Origin of the sequence: Burkholderia sp. MSMB1835 (genome assembly GCF_001526365.1) — a bacterium.
In the GTDB taxonomy this organism is placed as follows: Bacteria; Pseudomonadota; Gammaproteobacteria; order Burkholderiales; family Burkholderiaceae; genus Burkholderia.
This window is the reverse complement of record NZ_LOYP01000048.1, coordinates 25038-48168: the sequence shown is the minus strand read 5'-3', so window position 1 is coordinate 48168 and position 23131 is coordinate 25038. Positions and strand designations below refer to the sequence as shown.

Below are 23131 nucleotides of genomic sequence, written 5' to 3'. Positions count from 1 at the left end.
GGAGGACAATCCAGCCTGAAATCTCGTCGGAGGTCGCACATCATGGCTCCGTTCCAACCCGATGGATGGCATACCGTCACGCCGCGGATCGTCGTGCCGGATCCGCGCAACCTGATCGCCTTCATCCGCACGGTGTTCGACGCAGAAGGCGAATGCCGTGCCGGCTTGCCTGCCGAGATCCGGATCGGCGACTCCGTCGTGATGGTCAGCGACGGAGGCGGCCTGCGCGATCCGATGCCGGCGTTTCTGTACGTGTATGTTCCGAACACGGACTCCACCTATCGACGGGCGCTCGCGGCGCAAGCGATCCCGCTCGAAGCGCCCGCCGACATGCCGTACGGCGACCGGCGGGCGATGGTGAAGGACGCGTGGGGAAACGTTTGGCAGATCGCGACGCACCAGCGCGACCTGTCGGCCGACGCGATTCGCGCGAGGCTCGGCGACGGCGGCTAGTCGCGCTGCCTCGGTTCCTCCTCTGTCGTAATCGTCAAGATTCGCGTCGCATGCGGATAAAAGCCGCCCGTTCCCCGCGTCGTTAACCCGTTCGCAGCCCCGCGCCCGGTATTGCGCCGCGGCGCGCGTTGTTCGTGTTCCGGAATTCACCTCCGCCGCTGGCCGTGCCCGGCCGGCTCAAGGGAACGTCATGCGAAAACAACTCACTATCCGTGGTGGACTCGTCGCGACCATCGCCGGTTATACCGTGCTGCTCGTGCTGGTGATCGGCGCCTGCATCGCGGCCCTTTACATCGGCAACGGCTCGCTCGAGGCGATGTACCGCGACGACACCGCGTCGCTGCTGCACCTGAAGACCAGCTCCGAGCGGATGCTGGTGCTGCGCGAACGCATGAGCGACGTCGCGCAGATCATCAGCGCCGGCCAGCCCGCGAAGGAGGAAGTCGCGCAACTTCATACGTTGCTCAAGCAGAGCAACGACGAACTGGATGCGTACACACGTCTGCATGCGCGCGACGCCGGCGAGCAGGCGCTGTTCGACACGCTGCAGGATCGCCGGCGCACGCTGCTCGACCGGGTGTTCCTGAAGGCGCTGTCGCAGCTCGACGGCGACGACGCATTCAACTTCCTCGACACGCAGCGCACCGCGCCGCCGGCGTTGTTCGCGGCCTACCAGACGGCGATCGACGCGCTCGAGTCGTTCCAGGTCACGCGTCAGAAGGCCCGCTACGATGCGGCCGGCCTGCATTTCCACCGGATCGTGTGGGGGATGGGGGCGGTCGCGGTGCTGGCGCTCGTCGTCGGGTTCGTGGCGCAGCGCGTGCTCGCGAAGGCGATCATCGAGCCGATCAACGTCGCGGTCGAGCAGTTCGAAAAAATCTCGAAAGGCGACCTGACCGGCGCGGTCGTCGTCCCGGGCGAGAATGAAATGGCGTATCTGCTGAATGCGCTGAAGCGGATGCAGGACGGCCTCGTCGATACGGTGAGCCAGGTGCGCGCGAGCACCGAGACGATCGTCGGCGACGTGCGCACGATCGCGAGCGGCAACGTCGACCTGTCCACGCGTACCGAGCAGCAGGCCGTGTCGCTGCAGCAGGCGGCCGCGAGCGTCGAGCAACTGACGGCGGCCGTGCGCCAGAACGCGGACAACGCGCGCGACGCGCGCACGTACGTCGAGGGCGCGGCCGGCATCGCGTCGCGCGGCGGCGAAGCGATGCAGCGCGTCGTCGAGACGATGTCGGAGATTTCGCACAGCTCCACGCGCATCTCCGGCATCGTCGGCGTGATCGAGAGCATCGCGTTTCAAACGAACATCCTCGCGTTGAACGCCGCCGTCGAAGCTGCGCGTGCGGGCGAGCAGGGGCGCGGGTTCGCGGTCGTCGCCACCGAGGTGCGCGGGCTCGCACAGCGCTGTGCCGCGGCGGCGAAGGAAATTCGCGACCTGATCGGCCAATCCGCGCGACGCGTCGAAGACGGCAGCGGCCTCGTCGCGCGGGCCGGCTCGGCGATGGCCGAGCTCGTCGCGGCGGTCGAGCGGGTGAACGCGATCATGGGCGAAACCAGCCAGGCATTCGACGAGCAGTCGTCGGGCATCGAGCAGGTGAACGCCGCGGTGATCCAGATGGAGCAGACGATGCAGCGCAATGCCGCGCTGGTCGAGGAAGCGGCGGCCGCGGCGCTGTCGCTCGACGAACAGGGCGCGCGGTTGAGCGCGGCGGTTGCGCAGTTCCGTCTGCGCGACGCGACGCTCGCGTGACGCGCGCTTATTGCGGCGTGTCCGGCAACGCGTAGTCGAAGCGGTACGCATGCCGGCCGTCGTCGATGTCGATGCGCATCGCGCCGGACAGGCCGAGCAGTTCGTCCGTTCCGGAATCGGGCACGACGGTGATCGACTGCGTCGGCTGCCCGCGCGTCATGGTGGAGCTGTGCTGCAGGACGAAGCTGCCCTTGCGTCCGCCGAGCACGCCTTCGACGGTTTCCATCGCCACGTAGCCGGCCGAGCCCTGAACGCCGCTGCGAAACGCGAGCATTTCTCCGTGGCTGACGGCTTCCAGATCGCCGTGAAAATGCTTGTCCAGCGACATGCGGCCGAGTCCGCTGTTCTGCGCGACGTGACTCAAGGGTTCCGGATTCAGCTTCACTTCGAACGGACCGCTGGCCTGCAGTTTCATGACTGTTTTCCTCGTCGAATGGGCAGTCGACACTATAAGCGAACGCCGTCGACGGTGGGCCGATCGCGGTGCGTCAGTCGCCGTCCTTCGCGAGCCCGATTGACCGCGCCCGCCGGCCGCATGATCCAGCGATGAAACCGCGGCGGCCATCGGGGCGCGCCATCGCCGTCCGACATATTCCTCTACTCGTCACCTTGACCTTGAAGCCGACTTGAAGCTTAGAGTGCTTGCTGGCGGCAGCGGCAGGCTTCGGATCTCGCGTGCCACGGTCGATCATCGACGAGAGGCAATGGACATGGACAGGCGTTTTACACAGGTCGAATTCGGGCCGCACACGGTCGACGTGCCCGAGGGCGGGTACTACGACCGGTTCCGGATGAATCCGGACCTGGATGCGGTGGCGCGCGACCCCGCAGCGGGGAACATCGATTTTTTCCGACGGATTCCGAAGCGTCGAGTCGCTTCGCGGGTTGGCCCGACCTGGGCGCCGAACTTCTACTACCGTTCCAGCAGCATTCAACTGCTGTTCCTCGCGCCGCTCGAACGCCTGCGGACGACGCTGCCGATCCCGCTCGAACCGCTGCGGGCGTTCCCCGGATACGGGATCGTCGCGCTGACGTTCTTTTCGTACGCGGTGTGCGACAACGATCCGTATGACGAAGTATCCGTCGCGGCGGTGATCCGCCGGCCCGGCGCGAAGGGCTCGCACGCGCTCGAGCTGATCGATTCGATGCGGCGCCGGAGTTTCTTCGCGCACGTGCTGGCGCTGCCGGTCACGACGGAAATTGCGCGGGTGCGCGGCGTGCACGGCTATCAGTTGCCCAAGTGGCTCGCCGAGATCGACGTGAACGTCGATGCGACGGCCCGCGCGCGTATCGCCGGACCGGACGGCCGGCCCGATCTGAGCCTCAGCGTGCCGCTGCCGGCGCTGACCCGTGTCCCGTCGCAATCGCACATGGCGACGACGACGATGGTCAATCGCATCGACGGCGAATGGCACGAGTCGTCGGTCCAGACCAACCTGCTGTCGTTCGCGCAGCGCCTGTTGCCGCGCAACGTCGAGCTGGCGCGGCACGGTGGGCCGCTCAGCCAGTTGCTCGACGGGCTCGGCGCATCCACGATCATGCGTCTCGACGTGGTCGAGGATGCACAATTGGTCCTGAACCTGCCGACACCCTTGACGGCCTTCGATGAGCCCGGCAAGCCACGCTAACGATACGGATACGTGCGACGTGCGCGCACGGAAGGAGTCGTCCATGCCCCAACCGACCTACGATCTCGTCGTATTCGGCGCCACCAGTTTCGTCGGGCAGATCCTGACCCGTTACCTGTCCGATTATCTGTCCGGCGCGGCCGCCGGTGCCGGCGACACGCTGCGCTGGGCGATCGCGGGCCGGTCCGACGCGAAGCTCAGGCAGGTCCGGGATACGCTCGGCGCGGCCGGGCAATCCGTGCCGATCATCGTCGCCGACGCGGCCGACGAAACGCAGCTGCGGGCGCTGTGCGCGCAAACGCGGGTGGTCGTGTCCACCGTCGGCCCTTACGCGCTGTACGGAGAGCCGCTGGTCCGGGTCTGCGCGCAAACCGGCACCGACTACTGCGACCTCACCGGCGAGACGCAGTGGATCCGGCGGATGATCGACAGGTACGAGCCCGCGGCCCGGCAATCGGGCGCGCGGATCGTGCATTGCTGCGGCTTCGATTCGGTGCCGTCGGACATGGGCGTCTTCTTCCTGCAGCAACAGGCGCGGCGACAGTGGGGCGCGCCGGCCACTCACGTGAAGATGCGCGTCAAGACGTTGAAGGGCGGTGCGTCGGGCGGCACCGTGGCCAGCGTGATCAACGTCGTGCGCGAAGCGGCGGCCGATCCGGCATTGCGTCGGGAGCTGCTCGATCCTTATTCGTTGTGTCCGCAACGGCATGGTTTCACGGTGCGGCAGCACGCGGTCCGGTCCGCCGAATTCGATCGCGACTGCGATGCGTGGATCGCGCCGTTCGTGATGGCGGCGATCAACGAGCGCGTCGTTCACCGCTCCAATGCGCTGGCGGACGATGCGTACGGCAGCCGCTTCACCTATGACGAAGCCGTGATGACGGGCACGGGACTGAAGGGGCGCATGATCGCGCTGACGATGGTGGCGGCCCTCGGCGCATTCATGGTCGGCGTCCTCGTCGGGCCGGTGCGCGGCCTGATGGCGCGCTTCCTGCTGCCGAAGCCGGGCGAGGGGCCGAGCATCGACGCTCAACAGGCCGGCCGCTACGATTTGCGCTTCTTCGGCCGCGCCGACGACGGGCGTACCTTGCGCGTGAAAGTCACCGGCGATCGCGATCCCGGCTACGGCTCCACCGGCAAGATGCTCGGTCAGGCCGCGATCGGTCTCGCGCTCGATTGCAGCCGCGACGGCGTGAAGACCGGACGCGGCGGCGGTTTCTGGACGCCGGCGACGATGTTCGACGAGCGCTATATCGAGCGTCTGGTTCGCCATGCCGGGTTGCGTTTCGAGGTGATTCGACCGTAGTTCGCGTTAGCGATTCGAGCCGGGCTTCGTCGTCGTGGACGCCCGGCGGCGACGCGCGCGGCTATCCTTGCCCGCGCCCGTGCGGGCAGCCGTCTCGTCCAGAATCGTCGCGGCGAATTCGGCCGCTGCCGGCATCCGCGCGTCGTGCATCATCACGAATTCCATCTCCGGCAGCGCCGGCAAACCTTCGGGCACGCCCAATTCGCGGAGCGTGTCGTCGATCGCACTGCGCGGCACGGGCGCAATCGCGATGCCGGCCCGTGCGAAGCTCCGGATGCCGGTCACGCTCGGACTTTCGCACGCGATCCGGTAGTGCATGCCGGCCAGCGCGAGCGCCTTGATGGCGGCGCCGCGGTACGGGCACGGATCGGGGAAGCACGCGAGCGGCACGTCGCCTTCCGGAAGCGGCTCGTGGCGCGCGAACGCCCAGGCGAGCGGCTCTCGCCACAACGTCGCGCCGTGGCCCGAGTGCGAACACCGGCTGCCGATCACGAGATCGAATTCGCCGTTGGCGTGCCGTCGAAACAGGCTGTCGCCGATGTCGACGACCAGATCCAGCCGCAGGCCGCGCCGCGCGGCGCCGTGGCGGCGCATCAAATCCGCAAGCCAGCCGCCTGCGAAGTCCTCCGACACGCCGATCCGCAGCTTGACGTCGACGGCGTCACCCGTTCCCAGCCTGGCCCGTGCTTCCTCGCTCAGATTGAGCATCGCCCGCGCGTAGCCGAGCAGCGTCTCGCCGTGCGCGGTCAGCGTCACGCTGCGCGTATTGCGCACGAGCAGCGCCTGCCCGACCTGGTCCTCGAGGCGAACGATCTGCGCGCTGACCGCGGACTGGCTGAGGTTCAGCCGCCGCCCGGCGCGAGTGAAGCTGCGCACGTCGGCAACCGCAACGAAGGTATGAAGCAGCGCCGTATCGAGAGGAGGGTTCATTCATCACCAATCTGGGTTAAATCGATCAATTAATATCGTTTCCGGATTATAGGCCGGCCGGATAGGCTGTGAAGCGCGGTGGGCGAGCGAGCATCGGGCGCGCCGTCGTCACCCTTGGCAAGGACCGGCGCCATGACACGCGTGCTCTATATCGAAGGCTCACCCAACAAGGCTCATTCGGCGTCCATCGAGGTGTGCGACGCGTTTCTCGACGCGTACCGGCATGCCCATCCCACGCACGAGATTCGGAAGCTCGATATCTGGGATCTGCCGATGCCCGAATTCGACGGCGCCGCGCTGGCCGCGAAATATGCGGGGCTGAGCGGCACCGCGTTGACGCCGGAGCAGGCGGCGGCGTGGCAGCAGATCGAACGGCTCGCGGCGCCGTTTCACGAAGCGGACAAATTCCTGTTCGGCGTGCCGCTGTGGAATTTCAGTATTCCGTACAAGCTCAAGCACCTGATCGACGTGATCTCGCAGAAGGACGTGTTGTTCACGTTCGACGCAGCGGGGTTTGCCGGCAAGCTGGCCGGCAAAAAGGCGGCGGTGGTCTATGCACGCGGGCTCGCCTACCAGTCGCCGGGGTCGTTTACGCCGGCCGCCGAGTTCGATCTGCAGCGCCCTTACATGGAAACGTGGCTCAAGTTCGTGGGCGTGACGGACGTTACCGGAATCGTCGTCGAGCGCACGTTGTTCGGTGCGGACGGAAAGGTCGATCCGCGCCGGGCGATCGACGACGCACGGGCGATCGCGCGGACGTTCTGACGTGTCGGCGCCGCGCATCCGCGCGGGTGGCGTCAGCGCCCGCCCCGGGCGATGGCGAGTGCGACGCCGAAGCCCACCAGCAGGCATCCGAACGTACGATCGATCCAGTGCCGCAGCGACAGCAGGCGATCGCGGACAGCCGTGGCCGAGAAACAGCAGGCCACGAGGCTGAACCAGCCGGCATGGGCGGCCGCGATGAACGCGCCGTAGCCGATCTGCACGATCAACGACGTGTCGGGCCGGACTGCCTGCATGAACAGGCTGACGATGAACACCGTGGTTTTGGGATTCAGCGCATTGGTCAGAAAGCCCGTGCGCAGCGCGGCGAGATCGGACAGCGGCGCCACGGTGGTGTCGGCTTGCACGCCGCCGGCTTTCGTCATGAGCATCCTTGCGCCGAGGTAGACCAGGTAGATCGCGCCGATCAGCTTGACGGTATCGAAGAGCCACGCCGACTGACGAATCAGGAGCCCGACGCCCAGCAGCGTGTAGCTCACGTGGACGATGACGCCGAGCCCGATCCCGCATGCGGTGAGTACGCCGGAACGACGCGACAGCATCAGGCTGTTGCGCGTGACCATCGCGAAGTCCGGCCCCGGGCTGATGACGGCCAGCAGCGTGATGGTGACTACGACTATCAATTCGGTCATCGTGTCGCTCCTGCGGTGGGTATCTTGATGGCACAATCCTATCGATCGTGCTTCATCAGGAAAAACGATGATTTCTGACCAGAATGGTGAGTTTGAATCACAATCGGTCCGTGCCGGCCTGCCGTCGCTGATGGCGCTGCGTTGTTTCGAGGCGGCGGCGCGTCACGAGCATTTCAGCCGCGCGGCAGACGAGCTGTGCCTGACCCATGGCGCGGTCAGTCGCGCGGTGCGTCTGCTCGAGGACGATCTGGGCGTGGCGCTGTTCGAGCGGCGCAGCCGTCGCGTGTTCCTGACCGAGGCGGGCCGCACCCTCGCGCAGGCCGTTCATGACGGCCTGGGCCTGATGCGTCACGCCGCTCACGCCTTGCGTACCGAAGCCGCCCGTGCGCGGCGTTCGGTGCTGTCGTGCGAGCCGACACTCCTGATGCGCTGGCTGATGCCGCGCTGGCCGGATTTCCAGGCGCGGCATGCGGGCGTCGATATCCATCTGGCCGCGGCCGGCGGGCCGTTCTCGTTCGACGGCGGCATCGACATGGCGATTCGTCGCAACGATTTCGCGTGGCCGGCGGCGTATCACGCCGAGCATCTGTTCGCCGAACGCGTGGGGCCGGTTTGCCGGCCGGACAAGGTCGGTGCGTGGTTTGCGTCGCGTCGCGGCGCCCGCGCGTTGAAGCCCGACGCTGTGCGACTGCATACGCGCACCCGGCCGGACGCATGGCATGCCTGGGCGGCGGCGGCGAATCAACCGGCCGCGAACGGGCGCGGGCAGCGGTTCGATCATTTCTACTTCAGTCTGCAGGCGGCCGTCGCGGGGCTGGGAGTCGCGATCGGACCGTGGCACCTGGTGCGCGACGACATCGAAAGCGGTGTGCTGGTTGCGCCGATGGGGTTCGTCGAGGATGGATCGGATTACTACCTGTTGACGCCGACGCCGGCGATGGACGGGAGCGCGCACGCGGCGTTGCTGGGATGGTTGAGGGCGATGGTCTGACGACGGCTGTTGGGCGCGCTTTCGAATGACCGGCGAAGCGTGTGCGCGGATGCGCGACGCACCATGCGAACCCGCGCGCCGCGAAGGCCGGTACTTCGTCGGCGCTCGCATCGATATCGGTGCCCCGGGCAATATCGCCGCTCGTCGGGCAAACGCCGCCTCGAATCGAAATAAAGCGTGAATGGACTTCCCGATGCTTGCTCATGCCGGCCAGCGAACGGAAAATGCATCGATCGGGACAGCGCACTGCAAGCGGGATTGTCGAATTGCCGGGCGAACGTTTGCGCCTGATTGCCCTGGCCCGATGCTGCCGGGGCCGGCAGGATGTCGGCCGGCTTTTACCGGAAATGACGCGTGATGGTGCGCGCGTCGCTAAAAGAAAGCCGATGCGCGCTTTATCGTTGCAACGAATGAGCGCCGATGAAATCGTCGTCATTCTTCATCTTTTTGACATGGCTTTTAACGACGCGGGGCAAGCCAGGGCGCGTCAGGCTGCAGCGCATATTTCCCGTTGCCTTTAAATCCGCATCCTTTACCCGAAGATCGACGACGAGGCGAAGCCATGCAACTTCAAACCGGTAATTTATTCGCCGTCGACGGGCGGCGCGGCGGCGACGAGCGAATCGACAGGCTCGCCACGGGCTCGCGCGTGAACGTCGAGCGGATCGTATCGATGGGGCATGCGAGCCCGGACGGGTTCTGGTATGACGACCCGCGGGCCGAATGGGTCGTGCTGCTGTCCGGCGCGGCCGTGCTCGAATTCGAAGCGGATGCGACGCGGCTCGATATGCGCGCGGGAGATTACGTGCTGATCGAGCCGCATTGCCGTCATCGTGTCGCATGGACGCATGACGAAGTGCAAACCGTCTGGCTTGCGATCTATTACGAACGCTGAAGAAAGGATGGGCGTGCGGCACGATCGATGAATGGACCTGTGCGCGACACGCCGAGCGGGCAAAACCTCGTCTACCGGAGCGGCTTTGGAATACCGCCGGTATCGATGCGCCAATCCATGCCCAAATTGCCGGACAGCGTGTTGAATCACGCGCCGGCCCAGGCGGGCAATCTTATTCCTGGATCAGGAATCGATTGCGATTCTTCGCATCCTTGATCCATGCGGGCGCGCGACCGCGGCCCGACCAAGTCGCCCCGGTCTTCGGATCGCGATACTTGGCCTGCACGGGAGCGCCCGCCTGTCTGGCCGGCCGACCGCGACGCGTACCGAAAATGTCTTTTTCGGTGATGCCGTATTCCGCGACTTTGGTGCGGATGTCGTCGACGACCGCCTGGAATTCAGCGGCGCGCGCTGCTTCGGCTTTCTCGGCCAAAGCGTCCATTTGAGCTTTCAGTTCCTTGTAAGTTGCCATATATCACTCTTCAGGTTGTGTCCATACATGATAGCGGTTTCAACCGGAAATGACGAAGAAAATTGCGTCGACTACGAATTGCATTGCGGATATGGCAATGCACGACTGCTTCGAACACCTGAGAAGTCGTTTGATTGGATCGTTTGCGTCCGATCTTCTCATGCGGGACAAGCTTCGGAGACTCAATTATTCTTTATCTTTTTTCAGAAGGATTGGGGAATTCACTGATGAACAGGGATGACAAACTGAAACATGTCGCAGCCGAATTCGGATTCGATCCGGACGAAACGATCAGGATCGGCGGAAAGTACACGCCCGTCCTGGTCGACGGAACGACGGCTTACGTCGCCGGCCAGATTCCGCGAATCGGGGAAGTCGTGCATTTCGTCGGCATCGTGGGCGAATCCGTTTCGCTGGACGACGGCCGCCGCGCGGCCGGCATTTCCGCACTGCGCGCGCTGGCGCTGATCCGCAAGCAGTGCGGCACGCTCGATGCGATCGCGACGGTGCCGCGCATGACCGTGTACGTGCGCAGCGCGCCCGGCTTCGCGATGCAAAGCGAGGTGGCCGACGGCGCGTCGGACGTGTTGTATGCCGTGCTCGGCGACGCCGGCGTCCATACGCGCTCGTCTGTCGGCGTGCTGCAATTGCCGAAGGGCGCGTCGGTCGAAGCCGATTTCATTTTCGGACTGAATCGCAGCGGCGCCGCCGGTTGACCGGGAATGGCCGCGCCGACCGGACGGGCCGCCGCCTTGCGTCGATCGGCGCGCCGTGTGCGAGCGGGCGGCTTCGGGCGTCGTCCCGGTCCATTCATCGAATGCGCGGAAGAACGAATCCGGATCCCGCTAGCCGGGCAGGAAGGCGATCTGACCGGAGAGCAGGTTCGAGCGATCGAGGCCATGCCGCGCGAGCTTCGCGCGAACTACCGCCGGCAGGGTTTTGAAGTTCGCGCCATCGTCGCCGAGCGGACGCTGCGCGAAGCGGTTCATCGCCGCAATTGCCCGGTTTCGACGAGCTGCTGAAAGAAGTCGTTCATCGACTCGGCGAGCGGGCGATAGCGGACGCCCAGTTCGTTGCGGCTGCGGCTGTTGTCCGCGCGCCAGGGCAGCCCGACGTTGCGCGCGATCACGCGGCGCGTCACGCTCTTGTTCACGAGCGGGCCGACCAGCCACACCAGCCACTTCGGCAGGATGCGTCGCGGAATCGGATAGTCGGCGCCATACCGTTCCAGCAGCGTGGCGGCCATCGCCGGCAGGTTCGTGTCGTGCGCCGAGACGATGTAGCGCCCATTGGCGCTCGGCAAAAACGCCGCACGCAGATGCGCGTCGGCCACGTCGCGGACATCCACCGCGCCCATGCCGAGATCGGGCACGCCGGCCTTCATCGTGCCGTCGCCCATCTGCCGCACGATCTCGAAGCTCTCCGACGTCGCGTACGGGTTGATGCCGGGCCCGATCACGAGCGACGGATTGATGGTGACGAGATCCCAGCGTTGCTGCCGGCGGGCGATCTGCCACGCTTCGCGCTCGGCGACCGTCTTCGAATACGAATAGGGTTGATGGGTGAGCGACGAACTGGTGTTCCAGACTGCTTCGGTGAACATACCGTCGGGCGTCGCTGCGAGATCGGCGTTGTCGCCGTAGATCGCCGCGCAACTGCTGGTCAGCACGACGCGCCGCACCGATGGCGTGCGGTTGGCCGTCTCGAGTACGTTGCGCGTGCCGAGCAACGCCGGATCGACCAGTTCCTTTTGCGGATCGCGAACGGTGACCGTGAATGGCGACGCGGTATGGAACACGATCGCGCAACCCGCCATCGCGTCCTCGTACGACCCGGGTTCGAGCAGGTCGGCGCGGAAATAGCGGATCGTGCCGGGCCTGCCGGCCGCGATGCGCTGGAGATGCTTCAGCTTGTCCGGGCTGTCGGGGTCGCGGACGGCCGCATGGACCGTCAGGCCGGCCTCGAGCAGACGCTGCACGAGCCAGCCGGCGACGTATCCGGTTGCGCCCGTCACCATGACGGGGTGGTCGGTATCGATGTCCATGGGCGGGATTCCGTTGCAGGGGAGATGCGCCATGATGCCGCCTTTTGCGCGTCGCTTCACGCGCCAGGCGCGTCGATCGACATGCAAGGCGCGACGGGCGGCACGATACCGGTGGCCCGCGGCGATGCTCGGGACCGCTGACGGTTCCGGGGCCGACGAACGGGCCGCGCGCCGGTTTGCCGGCGGCCATTGACGCGCCGCGTCGGGTCCGATTACGCTCGTCTCCGATCTCATTTCGGGGACGCTCGATGAGCGACGACGCGACAGAAAAGGTGATCGAATTCGCCAGGCACGTAATCGGCTACATGCAATCCGCTTTTCCCGGCTGGCGCGAAGTTTACGTTTGCTTCAGCGCGCCGGGCGACGGGCAGTACGGCGTGCGTGCGTCATATGCGACGGCGGCCGGCGTCGAGCTGGTGTCGACCATGGAGCACCGCGATTTCGTCGGCGGGATCATGCGCATCGGGCCGCAACTGCGCGACGCGCTCGCGAACGACGGCAGGACGTTCCGCGCCGCGCTGTTTCGCGCCAATGCCCGGTTTTCCTATCGAATGGATTACGACTGGAACGACGCCGCACGCTGGAACATCACGAAGCTCGGCGGCGCATCCGGGCTCCCGGACGGGCTGGAGGCGCTGGAGCCGCTGGACTGACGGATGCGGCCGGTTGCGCGCGCACCGGCGACGGATGCAACACCGCATTAACACTTTGACGAACGGCCGACGATACGGACTCGATCGAAGGCAGGAGAGCCGCCATGCCGAAAGCAAAAAAGAAGCTGCTGCCGAAGGACTTCGACGCGCTGCTGGACGAAGGCGACATGGCGAAGCTTCAGGCGGTGTTCGACACCTGCGACGTGAATGCGCGCGGCGGCCCGAGCAAGCGGACCGCGCTGTCGTTCGACCGGTGTCCCGACGATCTCGCGCGCTGGCTCGTCGCGCACGGCGCGGATATCGGCGCAGCCGATGCGTACGGCAACACGGCATTGCACGTGCGTGTGCGCAGCCGGCGCAGCCGCTTCGACGTGCTGCTCGAACTCGGCGCGGACGTTCACGACGACGGCGCGTCGATCGGCACGCCGCTGCATGCGGCGGCCGACTCGCGTCATGCGTTGTCCGCGCGCCTGCTGCTCGAGCACGGCGCGCGCGTCGATGCATTGAACCGGGACGGCCAGACGCCGCTCGAGCGCGCCTTGCGCACCTGCGGCAACGCGGATCTCGAGCACATGGCGGCGCTCGCCGACGTGCTGCTCGGCGCCGGTGCGGCAAAGACGCCGCAGATGCAGGCCAGCGTCGCCGAAATCGGCGAGCGTTTCGAGTTCATGCGCGAGCGCTACAACCCGCAGGAGGTCGACGCGGCGAGCGCTGCGCTGGACCGCCTCTACACGCTGTTCGACGTGCCCCCGGCGCCGCGTCGCCGGCTGCACGACGGCCGCTCGCCGATCGTCGTCGCGGCCGGAACCTGGCAGCAACAGCATCAGGCATTGTGGACGCAACTGGTGCCGGGAACGGGGCACGCGGCGACGGTGCAGGGCGAACTCATCCGGATCTCGGGCCGCATCGCGCATGAACTCGAACACAACGGCGGCTGCAACTGGGACGCCGATTTCAGGAAGATGGCCGATGCGTTCGCGGCGATCGTGCGCACCGGCACGTCGCTGCCGGCGGCCGATCTGGCGGACATGGAGGCCGTCGTGCAGGACGTCAAGCGTCAATCCGGCGACCCGGCGCAACTGTGCCGGCTCGCGGTGGCGTGGGTGCGCCTGAACCCCGATCCGCTCGAACTCGCGCCGCCGTCGTATCGTCGGTAGCGCGCGGCGCCGTCGCCTTGCGGAGCCGGCCGGCCGCCCCCGCCGGCCGTTACGGCTCCCCGGCGTTTCCGGAAGTCATCACCCGACCCATATCGGCCGGCATCCCCATTTTTGGGGATGCCGGCGCCGGGCGGTACGCCTACGATGAGCAACGAGGCACCGGGGACCGGATATCACCAGAACAATCGAGCAGGCCTGTCGTTCCGTGTCGGTCGCCGTGAACGTCCGCACAGTCGATTGACACAGTCGTCGCATACGCTGATGCGCAACGTATGCGGTGCGTCGTTGGCACCGCGAACGACGGCGCGTCGATGACGGAAGGCCTGATGTCGTATTTCGGGGAATCTCAATCACTATGCTCGCACGAGACTATGTGGAACGAGAGCTCTCGCACATCCAGCGCATGGTGGCGCTGCTGGACAGCGAGACGGACATCGACGACGTGTCGATGTCGGGGGCGGGGCGCGTCAGGCATCCGCGATACTGGCGCGGGCGTATCGAGGAACTGATGTCGACGCCCGACGTGCCGCGTCACGTCAGAAAGCTGAGCGAAGCGGTGCTCGCGAAGATCGACGAGATGGAAGTGCGGTTCGCGACGATGAAGTAAGTGCATCGTCGAGTCGGGCCGCGCCACGCGTTTCGTCGCGCCGCCCGCTGCGTCCTTCGAGCCGGATGCTCGCGTCGATCGACGCCGCGCAGGCCGCCGTGTGCGTCGACGCGGGTTGCGTTGCGCTATCGGAAACGGCCATTACGTCTGACCAGAAACGGTAACGAATGTGGTATTTCGACCAAACCCGCATCGGCGATTTGAACAATGAGGCCGATTGACTAAGATGCCCAAACGGCGTTCGACAAAAACGCACGGCGCGGGGTGGCCAGATGCAGATGAACGGGTTGGTTTCGTCGGCATGGATCGATGACGTCTACGCTGCGGCACTGGGCGACCAACGATGGGAAACGGTGCTGGACGGGCTGCGTCGGTCGGTCGGCGTACGCATGGCCACACTGCTGTCGTTCGACGACGCGGCAAGGCTGCCGGCGATCGAGCAGGCGGCCGGCGACGATCCGTCATGGGTCGCCGCGTGCCACCACCGCTACAACACCGAGTTCTACCTGTACGACCCGGTCGTGCCGGTGGCTGCCGACTGGCCGGCAGGGCGCTGGTTCGAGGACGTCAAGCATCTGTCGGTGCGGCAGCGCACACATGGCGTGTTCTATCGGGAATTCATGCAGCCGTTCGGGCTCGGCGGCATCTCGGGCCTGTACATCCATCGCGGCGACGGTGCGGGCGCTTTCCTCAGCGTGCAGAGCGGCCCCGAATCGCAAGGGCTGGCCGATGAGCAGCGTCGCGCCATCGAAATCATGGGCGCGCACATCAGCCGCGCGCTGCGCATCCACGCGCGCATCGGCGAGCTCGAAGCGCGCGTGGCCGCCGCGGAATCGGCGCTCGACGTGGTGCCGGTGCCGGTGTTCCTGCTCGGCGCGCAGCGCGAACTGCGCTATACGAACCGCGCGGCCGATCGACTGATCGCCGCCGAACCGGCGCTGCGGATCGTGAGCGGCCGTTTCGTGCCGGAAGGCTGCGTCGACGACGCGCAATGGCGGCATGCATTCGCCCGCGGCGGGCTGTTGCTGCGTCGTGCGACGGGCGAGCCGCTGCCGCTTGCGCTGATTCCCGTTCCCGAACAGTCGCGCCTCGCGCGCGAACGGCCCGGCGTCGCGGTGCTGATGACGGCCGCCGACCTGCGTTCGCCGTCGGCGCGCGCGCAGCGCCTGCGCGTGTTCTACGGGCTGTCGTCGGCGGAAGCCGAACTCGCGGTGCTGCTGTGCTGCGACGGGCGCTCGCCGCAAGAATGCGCGGCGCTGCGCGGCGTGTCGATCGGCACGGTGCGCGCGCAGATCAAGTCGATCTACACGAAAACGGACGTGGCGCGCGCGGCCCAACTCACGTCGCTGGTCATGCAGACCTGAGCGGCCAACGCGCGCCGCCGGGACTGCGTTTTTACCTAGCCGCCGCCGATTCCCTGCAGTATCTTGCCGGTCCCGCCGCAGACGGTGCATGGCTGGCCCTCCACGCGGCCGGTGCCGCGGCAGACGCGGCAGGTGTCCTCGCCGATGCCCGGCGCGTCGGCCGGGCCTTCGTCGCCGGCATTCGGCGAGGCAGGCGGATCGTGGGGCGCCGATGGCTTCGTGGTCGACATCGCAGGCTCCTTTTTCGTTGCACGATGTCGCGGCGAGCATCGCGCGTGCCCGCCGGGCGGCACGCGCGACGGCGACGGAACGACCGCGGGTTACAGCGCCGGCGCCCACGTCGACCCGAACGGGTTCGACTGGTCGATGCCCGGGAAGTCGACGAACGCCTTGCTGCAGTCGAGCACGCTGGCCGGATCGATCGCATGGACCGCGGCGCCGTCGACGACCACCCGGTTCGCAGCCGACGGGAACACCGGCAGGTTCACGTTGCGCAGCGTGAGGTTCGCGTCGGACGCGATCGTCGCGATGCCGTCGGGCGTATCGGCCACCACGTCGGTCAGCGACATCGCGAGCGGAAACGCCGGTTCGCCATAGCCCCCGGTGTTCGCCTCGAACCCCTGCAGCTTCACGCCGGCCGCGCCCTCGATCACGACGTTCGCAAGCGAGATGTCGTGGAAGTTCGGATACAGCGGGCCGCTCGCGGGCACGGCCTTCGTGCTGTAGTACGGCGTGAACAGCAGCGCATTCTTCGCGTCGCGGATGCAGATGTTCGCGTAGTGGATGTTGCTCACTTCGCCGCCGCGCGCATAGTCGGACTTGATGCGCAGCCCTTCCTCCGAATCGCGAAACGAATTGTCGTACACCTGAACGTTGGCCACGCCGCCGTTGGTTTCGCTGCCGATCGAGATGCCGTGCCCCCAGTAGATGTGGTTGTGCGCGATCGCGACGCCCCATTTGCGGTCGGCGCGCACGTCGCGATTGCCGTCGATGCCGAACAGCCCCGAGCCGGCCGGCGCCGGGTTGTTGCTGCCCTTGAGCGCGATGTCGTCGTCGCCGGTGCTCACGTAGTTGTATGCGAACACGAAGTTCTTCAGGTAGCCGTCGAACGCGATCGTGGCGGCGGACGTCGTCGTGCTGCCGGTCGACAGCGCCACCGACGTCGGCTTCGCCGCGGAGCCCGGGTCGAACGCGTCGGTGTTCTTCACGTTGTCCGCATTGAACGTCTGCCCGTTGTACAGCGGGTTGCCGTTGCCGGCCGGGTTCGCGAACGCGGCGAGCGTGGGCGTCTGCACCTTCACGTTCCAGATCGTCAGCCCGTCGACGCCGCTCGGCACCACGTGGAAATTCGGGCTGTTGTTCAGCGTGATGCGGTACAGCGTGAGGTTCTTCGCGTAGTTGAACACCATCAGCCGGAAATTCGACTGCGAGCCGAAGCCGGTCGTGCCGTTCTGCACCATGTTGCCGAGATACGCGAGATCCCACCACGTCATGTTGCGCACCGTCGATTTCGAATCGACGACGGTGCCGCCGTCGTCGCACGCGGTGCCGTCGGGCGCCACGGTGCCGCTCTTGTAGGCCGCGTAAGTGTTCGAGCAGGTCAGGTCGACCTTCATCAGCGGGTATTTCGCGTCGGACGTCACGAGCTCCGCGTAGCCGCGGCCGTCGATCCGGCCGTCGCCGACCACCGCCGCGTTGACGAGGTTGGTGCCCGTGATCAGCGCGGCGCAGTTCGACGAGCTGCCGGCTTTCGTCGCGCTGACGGCCGTGTTGCCGCAGTACGGGCCGGCGGCGTTCGGCGAATACGCCTTCACGTCGCGCGACGCATACAGCGTGACGCCCTTGTCGATCCACAGGGTGACGCCGGACGGCAGCGTCAGCGGCCCGCTGATGAAGCCGTTGCCGGGCCCCGTGCGATTGACGACGAGCCGCACCGCGAACTTGCTCGCGCGGTACTTCGGCTTCGCGAGTTCCTCGCCGGCCGCGCCGGCGATGTTCACGTTCGGCGCGGCAGCCGTCTTCTGCGCGGCGGTGGCCGCGGCGTCCGCCGCCGCGATCGTCGCGCCGACTTCGGCGTCGACGGCCGCGCCGCAGGCGTCGAGCGCGGCCTGGATGCGCGCCTGGTCGGGGTTGGCCGTCGCGGTCGACACGGCCTTGCCGACGCCGGCCGTCGACGGGTCGGCCTCCGGCGGCAGCGAGCCGTCGGGGCGGCTCACGAGCGTATTGGCGGCTTCGAGCGTGCTGCATACCTGCGTATCGGCGGGCAGCGCCGGCTCGGGCGGCAGGTTCGGGTCGACGGTCGTCGTGCCGACCTGGAACACGCTGGTCGCGGGCGGCGCGGTGGGCGCGGCGCCGCCGCCGGGACGCGTGTCGTCGCCGCCGCAGGCAGTGAGTGCCGCGGCGGTGGCGAGCAGCGCGGCGAGCAGGCCGAGCGCGCGCGGGCGGCGGTTCGGCCGGGCATGCGGCCGAGAAACGGGAAAGGTCATGACGGAGATCTCCTGAAGAGGCATCGGCTGCGCGATGTCGGGTTGGTATCGGGGCGTTCGGCGGCGCGTGTCCCGCGGCGCAAGCGGGCGGGCGATAGACGCGTTGCCGGCAAGATCGAAACGGGCGGCCGCGGCCGCCGGCGCGGGTCGTCGGTCGGGTGCCACGGGCGCGAATCGCGTCGTGCGGAATGTGTCGCGTGCAATGCGGCCGGCGCATGCTCGTGGCATCGCGACGGCGTGACTGTGTTGTGATCAGTCATCCTATAACGATGGCAAGCGAAGCGAAAGAAGACCGTCGGATGTCGGGAAAGCACGTCGTCGGCGTCCGATTCGCCTGTCGGCCCGTTTCCGGAAAACGTTTCGCGGAAAAGCGCGAAATCAGAGAATGCGATTCCCCGTTTCCTGCCAAAAGCCTTTGACGGCAGCGGTTATAGGGGTATGCACCAAGTGAGTTAAACGGTTAACCGACGTACATTCGCTCAACACGTCATACGACGTATGACTCTGCGGTTCGAGGAAGCGCATCGGCGACGCACGCGCGGGCCGACGGATCGCCGCACAACAACGATCGACCATCAAGGAGACTCACCATGAAGCACCGATTCACCGGCTCCCGTACCGCGCTGGCCGTCGCACTGCTGGCCGGCTTCGCGATGTCCGCGCAGGCGCGCGTGTTCCGCTCGGCGGACGTGCACGGCGACAACTTCCCGACCAACATGGCCGTGAAGTTCATGGGCGACGAGCTGTCGAAGCAGACGGGCGGCAAGGATTCGATCAAGGTGTTCGGCAACAGCGCGCTCGGCTCGGAAAAGGACACGGTCGACCAGGTGCGGATCGGCGCGATCGACATGGCGCGCGTGAACGGCGCATCGTTCAACGAGATCGTGCCGGAATCGCTGATCCCGTCGTTCCCGTTCCTGTTCCGCGACGTCGACCATTTCCGCAAGGCGATGTACGGCCCGGCCGGCCAGAAGATCCTCGATGCGTTCACCGCGAAGGGGATGATCGCGCTGACGTTCTACGAGAGCGGCGCGCGCTCGATCTACGCGAAGCGCCCGGTGCGCTCGCCGGCGGACATGAAGGGGCTGAAGGTGCGCGTGCAACCGTCCGACCTGATGGTCGACGAGATCAAGGCGATGGGCGGCACGCCGACGCCGATGCCGTTCGCCGAGGTGTACACGGGCTTGAAGACGGGCCTCGTCGACGCGGCGGAAAACAACCTGCCGTCGTACGAGGAAACCAAGCATTACGAAGTCGCGCCCGATTACTCGGAGACGCAGCACGCGATGACGCCGGAAGTGCTGGTGTTCTCGAAGAAGATCTGGGACACGCTGTCGCCGCAGGAGCAGGCGGCGATCAGGAAGGCGGCGGCCGATTCGGTGCCGTACTACCAGAAGCTGTGGACCGCACGCGAAGCCTCCGCGCAGCAGATGGTGACGAAGGGCGGCGCGAAGATCCTGCCGGCCGCGCAGATCGACCGCGCGGCGTTCGTGAAGGCGATGCAGCCGCTGTGGACCAAGTATGAAAAGACCCCGCAGATGAAGCAGATCGTCGACGAGATCGAGGCCACCAAGTGACGCGTCGCACTTCCCTGAACGGCGCGGCGGCCGCGGCCGCGCCGGGCGCCGCCCCGGACGACGCAACGGCGGCGCGGCCGCACGCCGCGCCGCTGTTGCGCTGCGTGAACGACGTGCTGTTTCGCGTGCTGGCCGTGATCGCGTCGGCGTGCCTCGCGGTGCTCACGGTGCTGGTGTTCTATGCGGTCGTGATGCGCTACGCGTTCGACAACGCGCCGGATTTCGTCGAGCCGATCGCGTTGTTGCTCGTGATCGTGATCGCGATGTTCGGCGCGGCGATGAAGGTGCGCGACGGCGGCCATATCGGCCTCGATTCGCTGGTGCGCCGGCTGTCGCCGAAGGCGCGCACGGTCGTCGTCGCGATCCAGCACCTGAGCCTGATCGCGTTCGCGATCATGATCATGATCGGCTGCGGCAGCATGGCCGCCGAGACGATGGGCGACCGCATTCCGATCATCGGGCTGCCCGAAGGCGTGCGCTACCTGATCTCGATGCCCGCGGCGGTTGCGATCGTCCTCTTCTCGCTCGAGCACCTGCTCGCGCTTCGTCGTTCTTCGTCGGGACAATAACGCCATGGAACTCGCGATCCTGTCCGTCAGTTTTCTGATATTTCTCGTCCTCGGCGTGCCCGTGTCGTTCGCGCTCGGCATTGCGTGCGTGCTGACCTACATGGTCGAAGGCCTGCCGATCGCGACCGCGATGCAGGCGATGATCTCGGGGATGAACGCGTTCTCGTTTCTCGCGGTGCCGTTCTTCATCTTCTCCGGCGAACTGATGCTGCATGGCGGCATCGCGGACCGGATCCTGCGCTTCGCGCAGGCGAGCGTCGGCCACTTCCGCGGCGGCCTCGGGATGGCGAACGTCGTCGCGTGCACGCTGTTCGGCGGCGTGTCGGGTTCGCCGACCGCCGATACGTCGGCGATGGGCGGCGTGGTGATTCCGCTGATGAAGCGCGAAGGCTACAGCGCCGCGTACGCGGTCAACGTGACCACGCATGCGTCGCTCGCCGGCGCGCTGATGCCGACGTCGACCAACATGATCATCTACGCGTTCGCCGCGCAGGGCATCACCGGGATGCTGCACGGCCAGCCGGTGAGCGGCGTGTCGATCGGCGACCTGCTGTTCTCGGGACTCCTGCCGGTGTTGTGGGTGATGGGCTTCGTGCTCGCCGCCGCGTACTGGCAGGCCGTGCGTCACGGTTATCCGCGCCGCGATGACGGCTCGTCCGCGCTGCCGCGGTTTCCCGGCTGGTATGCGGTGCTGCGCAGCTTCGTCGGCGCGGTGCCCGGGCTGATGGTGATCGCGATCATCCTCGTGTGCGTCGCGAAGGGCATCGCCACCGCGACCGAAGCGGCCGCGATCGCCGTGGTCTACTCGCTCGTGCTGACCGCGGTGGTCTACCGGACGCTCACCGCCGAGAAGCTGCGCCGCGCGCTGTCGCATGCGGCGCGCACGACGGGCGTCGTGCTGCTGCTGATCGCGGTGTCCAACATGCTGCGCTTCCAGATGTCGTACCTGGAGATTCCGGATGCGATCGAAGGGTTGCTGAAGCAGTCGACCGCGGCGCCGTGGCTGATGCTGCTGTACATCAACATCATCCAGGTGTTTCTCGGCACGTTCGTCGACATGGCCGCGCACATCCTGATCACGACGCCGCTGTTCCTGCCGATCGCGATGGCGTGCGGCGTCGGGCCGGTGCAGTTCGGGATCATGCTGCTGCTGAACTGCTCGCTCGGTCTCGTGCACCCGCCGATCGGGTCGGTGCAGTTCGTCGGCTGCGCGATAGGCAACGTGTCGATCGGCGAGACCACGAAGATGGCGTGGCCGTACTATCTGGCGATCTTCAGCGCGATCAACATCGTCACGTACCTGCCGTTCTTCTCGACGTGGCTGCCGAGCCTGATCAGTGGGCACGCGGTGTTCTGACGGCGTGCTTCGCCCGTCGCGGCGCCGGACGACCGAGGTGGTCCGGCGCCGCGCTCGCATGCGCGGCTCCCTTTCTTCACTTCCCGTCACTTCCATGCAAACGACTCTCGTGCGGCGCGCCGTCGCGGCGGCCGCGTTGACGATGGCGGCCTCGCTCGCGCACGCGGCGACGTATGCGTACGTGTCGAACAGCGACAGCCGCGACATCTCGGTGTTCGGCGTCGACACGTCGAACGGTGCGCTGACCGCGATCGAAACCGTGCCGGTCGGCGGCGCGGTGATGCCGATGGCGCTGTCGCCCGATCATCGTCGCCTCTACGCGGCGTTGCGCTCGACGCCGTATCGCGTCGTCAGCTTCGCGATCAATCCGCTCGACGGGCGGCTGTTCGAGCTGGGCCGTGCACCGCTCGCGGACAGCATGGCGTACGTGTCGACCGATGCGTCGGGCCGCTACCTGTTCTCGGCGTCGTACGGCGGCAATCTGCTCGCGGTGAACCGGATCGGCGCGGACGGCGTCGCGGGCGACGTGTTGCAGACGGTGAAGACCGGCCCGATGGCGCATGCGATCCGCCAGTCGCCGGACGGCCGCCATGCGTTCGCGTCGGTGCTCGGCGCCGATGCGTGGCTGCGCCTGCCGTTCGATGCGTCGACCGGCAGGCTGACCGACACGGGCGAGCCCGCGTATCGGCTGCCGGAGAAGTCGGGCCCGCGCCATTTCGTGTTTTCGCCGAACGGGCGGTTCGCGTACCTGATCGATGAGCTCGACGGCAAGCTGCACGCGATCGCGCTGTCGCACGGCGGTGCCGATGCGCGGCCGATCCAGGCCGTATCGATCCTGCCGCCCGATTTTCACGGCGACAAGCCGTGGGGCGCCGACCTGCATCTGACGCCCGACGGTCGCTTCCTGTATGCATCGGAGCGCACGTCGAGCACGCTCGCCGCGTATCGCGTCGACGCGCAGTCGGGCACGCTCGCGCGAATCGGCACGTTCGCGACCGAGCAGCAGCCGCGCGGCTTCGCGATCGATCCGTCGGGCCGGTATCTGCTCGCGGCCGGGCAATTGTCGCCGACGCTGGCCGTGTACCGGATCGACGGCCGCACCGGGCGCCTGGACGCGATCGGCAAGTATCCGGTCGGCAAGGGTGCGAACTGGGTCGAGATCGTCACGTACGACGGGACGAACTGACGGCCGGCCGCCCCGCAGACGATCAGTCCCGGCGCGGCGCCGGCTCGACGTCGCCGTTGGCCGACCGCTCGTCGCGCCAGTCGGCCAGCGCGCGCCACAGCGCCGGGCGCGCATGGTCGCGCGGCGGCAACCGGATCACGTAAGCGACGCCGCGCACGTTCACCACGACGCCCGAGTCGGGCAACGTTCCCGGGATGCCGGAGGACGGACGCTCGTCGGTGTCCGGTTCGGCCATGGTGTGCGGGCCGGGCGAGTGTCGAAACATCATGCGAAATCTCCGTGGCG

At 66.9% G+C, this 23131-nt stretch carries 26 protein-coding genes; 17 read left to right on the top strand and 9 right to left on the bottom strand.

The window, feature by feature from the left end; all coding sequences use genetic code 11:
- Nucleotides 1–42 precede the first annotated feature (42 nt).
- The gene (locus WS96_RS34555) at nt 43–453 is read left to right on the top strand and encodes a VOC family protein (protein WP_059835175.1); all 411 of its coding nucleotides are present in this window, start codon (nt 43–45) and stop codon (nt 451–453) included.
- A gap of 190 nt (nt 454–643) precedes the next feature.
- Nucleotides 644–2209, top strand: a complete 1566-nt coding sequence (locus WS96_RS21335) for a methyl-accepting chemotaxis protein (protein ID WP_059835173.1) — start codon at nt 644–646, stop codon at nt 2207–2209.
- 7 nt (nt 2210–2216) lie between these two features.
- On the opposite strand, the gene WS96_RS21330 is transcribed toward WS96_RS21335, so the two are convergent.
- The gene (locus WS96_RS21330) at nt 2217–2624 is read right to left on the bottom strand and encodes a DUF3224 domain-containing protein (protein WP_059835171.1); all 408 of its coding nucleotides are present in this window, start codon (nt 2622–2624) and stop codon (nt 2217–2219) included.
- Nucleotides 2625–2919: 295 nt separating this feature from the next.
- Here WS96_RS21330 and WS96_RS21325 point away from each other — a divergent pair, with 295 nt between their 5' ends.
- Complete coding sequence (locus WS96_RS21325; RefSeq protein ID WP_179949969.1) at nt 2920–3837, top strand: acetoacetate decarboxylase; 918 nt, start codon at nt 2920–2922, stop codon at nt 3835–3837.
- A 43-nt stretch (nt 3838–3880) separates the two neighbouring features.
- Entirely contained in the window at nt 3881–5143 is a 1263-nt protein-coding gene (locus WS96_RS21320; protein WP_059835167.1) for a saccharopine dehydrogenase family protein, read from the top strand.
- Between the two features lie 6 nt (nt 5144–5149).
- Here the strand turns inward: WS96_RS21320 and WS96_RS21315 are convergent, their stop codons facing one another.
- Nucleotides 5150–6073, bottom strand: a complete 924-nt coding sequence (locus tag WS96_RS21315) for a LysR substrate-binding domain-containing protein (protein ID WP_059835165.1) — start codon at nt 6071–6073, stop codon at nt 5150–5152.
- A 132-nt stretch (nt 6074–6205) separates the two neighbouring features.
- On the opposite strand from WS96_RS21315, the gene WS96_RS21310 reads away from it, so the two are divergent.
- A complete protein-coding gene (locus WS96_RS21310; protein WP_059835163.1) occupies nt 6206–6838 on the top strand; it encodes an FMN-dependent NADH-azoreductase in 633 nt (210 codons plus the stop codon).
- 32 nt (nt 6839–6870) lie between these two features.
- Here WS96_RS21310 and WS96_RS21305 read toward each other — a convergent pair whose 3' ends face one another.
- Nucleotides 6871–7488, bottom strand: coding sequence for a LysE family translocator (locus WS96_RS21305; RefSeq protein ID WP_059835161.1), 618 nt, complete (start codon nt 7486–7488; stop codon nt 6871–6873).
- A gap of 67 nt (nt 7489–7555) precedes the next feature.
- Here WS96_RS21305 and WS96_RS21300 point away from each other — a divergent pair, with 67 nt between their 5' ends.
- From WS96_RS21300 to WS96_RS21295, 3 genes are all read left to right on the top strand, one after another.
- Nucleotides 7556–8479 carry a LysR family transcriptional regulator gene (locus WS96_RS21300; protein WP_059835159.1) on the top strand — a complete coding sequence of 308 codons (924 nt, stop codon included), beginning with the start codon at nt 7556–7558 and terminating at the stop codon, nt 8477–8479.
- A gap of 203 nt (nt 8480–8682) precedes the next feature.
- A complete protein-coding gene (locus WS96_RS33800; protein ID WP_156443675.1) occupies nt 8683–9000 on the top strand; it encodes a hypothetical protein in 318 nt (105 codons plus the stop codon).
- A gap of 41 nt (nt 9001–9041) precedes the next feature.
- Complete coding sequence (locus tag WS96_RS21295; protein WP_059835157.1) at nt 9042–9374, top strand: cupin domain-containing protein; 333 nt, start codon at nt 9042–9044, stop codon at nt 9372–9374.
- 172 nt (nt 9375–9546) lie between these two features.
- Here the strand turns inward: WS96_RS21295 and WS96_RS21290 are convergent, their stop codons facing one another.
- Nucleotides 9547–9846: an H-NS histone family protein gene (locus WS96_RS21290; RefSeq protein ID WP_059835155.1), complete on the bottom strand. Its 300-nt coding sequence runs from the start codon at nt 9844–9846 to the stop codon at nt 9547–9549.
- Between the two features lie 227 nt (nt 9847–10073).
- Here WS96_RS21290 and WS96_RS21285 point away from each other — a divergent pair, with 227 nt between their 5' ends.
- The gene (locus WS96_RS21285) at nt 10074–10562 is read left to right on the top strand and encodes a RidA family protein (protein WP_059835153.1); all 489 of its coding nucleotides are present in this window, start codon (nt 10074–10076) and stop codon (nt 10560–10562) included.
- A 129-nt stretch (nt 10563–10691) separates the two neighbouring features.
- Here the strand turns inward: WS96_RS21285 and WS96_RS34550 are convergent, their stop codons facing one another.
- Nucleotides 10692–10835: a hypothetical protein gene (locus WS96_RS34550; RefSeq protein WP_257128030.1), complete on the bottom strand. Its 144-nt coding sequence runs from the start codon at nt 10833–10835 to the stop codon at nt 10692–10694.
- Nucleotides 10832–11890, bottom strand: a complete 1059-nt coding sequence (locus WS96_RS21280) for an NAD-dependent epimerase/dehydratase family protein (protein WP_179949968.1) — start codon at nt 11888–11890, stop codon at nt 10832–10834. Before WS96_RS21280 ends, WS96_RS34550 begins: the two co-directional genes overlap by 4 nt.
- Nucleotides 11891–12066: 176 nt before the next feature.
- Between WS96_RS21280 and WS96_RS34110 the strand changes: the two genes are divergently transcribed.
- The 4 genes from WS96_RS34110 to WS96_RS21260 all read left to right on the top strand — a co-directional run bounded on the left by WS96_RS34110 (nt 12067) and on the right by WS96_RS21260 (nt 15671).
- On the top strand, nt 12067–12543 hold the full coding sequence (locus WS96_RS34110; RefSeq protein ID WP_179949967.1) for a hypothetical protein: 477 nt from the start codon (nt 12067–12069) through the stop codon (nt 12541–12543).
- 104 nt (nt 12544–12647) lie between these two features.
- Nucleotides 12648–13700, top strand: coding sequence for an ankyrin repeat domain-containing protein (locus WS96_RS21270; RefSeq protein WP_082720319.1), 1053 nt, complete (start codon nt 12648–12650; stop codon nt 13698–13700).
- A 355-nt stretch (nt 13701–14055) separates the two neighbouring features.
- Complete coding sequence (locus tag WS96_RS21265; RefSeq protein WP_034208950.1) at nt 14056–14307, top strand: hypothetical protein; 252 nt, start codon at nt 14056–14058, stop codon at nt 14305–14307.
- 389 nt (nt 14308–14696) lie between these two features.
- Nucleotides 14697–15671 carry a helix-turn-helix transcriptional regulator gene (locus tag WS96_RS21260; protein ID WP_257128029.1) on the top strand — a complete coding sequence of 325 codons (975 nt, stop codon included), beginning with the start codon at nt 14697–14699 and terminating at the stop codon, nt 15669–15671.
- A 35-nt stretch (nt 15672–15706) separates the two neighbouring features.
- On the opposite strand, the gene WS96_RS21255 is transcribed toward WS96_RS21260, so the two are convergent.
- Nucleotides 15707–15901, bottom strand: coding sequence for a hypothetical protein (locus tag WS96_RS21255; RefSeq protein WP_059835149.1), 195 nt, complete (start codon nt 15899–15901; stop codon nt 15707–15709).
- A gap of 90 nt (nt 15902–15991) precedes the next feature.
- Nucleotides 15992–18157: a glycoside hydrolase family 28 protein gene (locus WS96_RS21250; protein ID WP_059835148.1), complete on the bottom strand. Its 2166-nt coding sequence runs from the start codon at nt 18155–18157 to the stop codon at nt 15992–15994.
- Between the two features lie 590 nt (nt 18158–18747).
- On the opposite strand from WS96_RS21250, the gene WS96_RS21245 reads away from it, so the two are divergent.
- From WS96_RS21245 to WS96_RS21230, 4 genes are all read left to right on the top strand, one after another.
- On the top strand, nt 18748–19734 hold the full coding sequence (locus tag WS96_RS21245; RefSeq protein ID WP_034208954.1) for a TRAP transporter substrate-binding protein: 987 nt from the start codon (nt 18748–18750) through the stop codon (nt 19732–19734).
- Nucleotides 19731–20303 (top strand): TRAP transporter small permease, encoded by a 573-nt coding sequence (locus WS96_RS21240; protein WP_059835145.1) that lies wholly within the window; start codon nt 19731–19733, stop codon nt 20301–20303. The genes WS96_RS21245 and WS96_RS21240 overlap by 4 nt, the downstream gene beginning before the upstream one ends.
- A gap of 4 nt (nt 20304–20307) precedes the next feature.
- Nucleotides 20308–21660: a TRAP transporter large permease gene (locus WS96_RS21235; RefSeq protein ID WP_059781851.1), complete on the top strand. Its 1353-nt coding sequence runs from the start codon at nt 20308–20310 to the stop codon at nt 21658–21660.
- 94 nt (nt 21661–21754) lie between these two features.
- Nucleotides 21755–22846, top strand: coding sequence for a lactonase family protein (locus WS96_RS21230; protein ID WP_059835143.1), 1092 nt, complete (start codon nt 21755–21757; stop codon nt 22844–22846).
- Between the two features lie 22 nt (nt 22847–22868).
- Here WS96_RS21230 and WS96_RS21225 read toward each other — a convergent pair whose 3' ends face one another.
- Entirely contained in the window at nt 22869–23114 is a 246-nt protein-coding gene (locus WS96_RS21225) for a hypothetical protein (RefSeq protein ID WP_059835141.1), read from the bottom strand.
- Nucleotides 23115–23131: the final 17 nt, after the last annotated feature.